This is a genomic window from Alkalibacterium sp. AK22, from assembly GCF_000585255.1.
Taxonomy (GTDB): Bacteria; Bacillota; Bacilli; order Lactobacillales; family Carnobacteriaceae_A; genus Alkalibacterium.
The window spans coordinates 1-940 of sequence record NZ_JANL01000026.1 but is presented as its reverse complement, the minus strand read 5'-3'; the positions used below and the strand labels follow the sequence as shown (position 1 = coordinate 940).

At 44.7% G+C, this 940-nt stretch carries 1 protein-coding gene; it reads left to right on the top strand.

Going from position 1 to position 940, the window contains the following annotated elements:
• Positions 1-31: 31 nt before the first annotated feature.
• Positions 32-940, top strand: a 909-nt coding sequence (locus ADIAL_RS11455) for an MSCRAMM family protein (RefSeq protein WP_269317602.1), incomplete at its 3' end; no start/stop codon positions are given.

Sequence of the window (940 nt, the reverse complement as noted above, 5' to 3'; positions counted from 1 at the left end):
TCCATTTATCAACTATCAAGGAATGGTCAGCTTGACCAAAGTCGACCAGTATGGAGAAACACTTTCTGGTGCTGTATTTGAGTTAAGAGACGATTCCGATCAGCTTATTCGAACGGATTTGATTTCCGACGAACAAGGTCTTGTGGAGGTCGGGCAATTAGCCCCCGGGTCTTACCGATTTGTAGAGGTTGAAGCACCCGCTGGTTTTATTATCGATACCGAAACCGATTTGACCTTTGATGTTCAGGCAGCTGAAAAAGGAGAAATTCCTGTTGTAAATTTAGGTCAGGTTGTTAATTATCAGGGCCGCGCCCAGCTGGTTAAAACCGATCAACATGGAGAAAGACTGGCTGACGCACAATTTGAACTAAGAAATGCATCCGGCGATACAGTCATTACAGATCTTACGTCAAATAGACAGGGTATTTTGTTTATGGAAGAACTAGCTCCAGGTGACTACACGTTGATAGAAACAGAAGCACCTGCAGGTTTTATTCTAAATGAAACAGCAGTGGAGTTTACCGTTGGAGAAACAGCAGCCGGTGAACCGGATGTGATTGACTTGGGAGATTTTATTAACTACCAGAATCGAGTCATTTTCTCCAAGCAGGACGAGAACGCTAGCCCGCTGGCTGATGCTCGTTTTGCACTTGAAAGCAGTGAGGGAGAAGTGATTGAAGAGTTGACCAGTGACTCTGAAGGGCAAGTACTCAGCAGCTGGTTGGCTCCAGGTGACTACACAATTAGAGAGGTTAATGCTCCCACTGGATTTATTAGAAATACGGACACTTTTAGTTTCACAATTGAAACGACCCATTTGGGTCAGCCCGAACAGCTCGATTTAGGAAGCTTTGAAAATGTTCAAGGCAGTGTCCAGTTCCAGAAAATCACAAGTCAGGGAGAAGCCTTGTCGGATCCTGTCTTTAGTCTTTACCGAGAT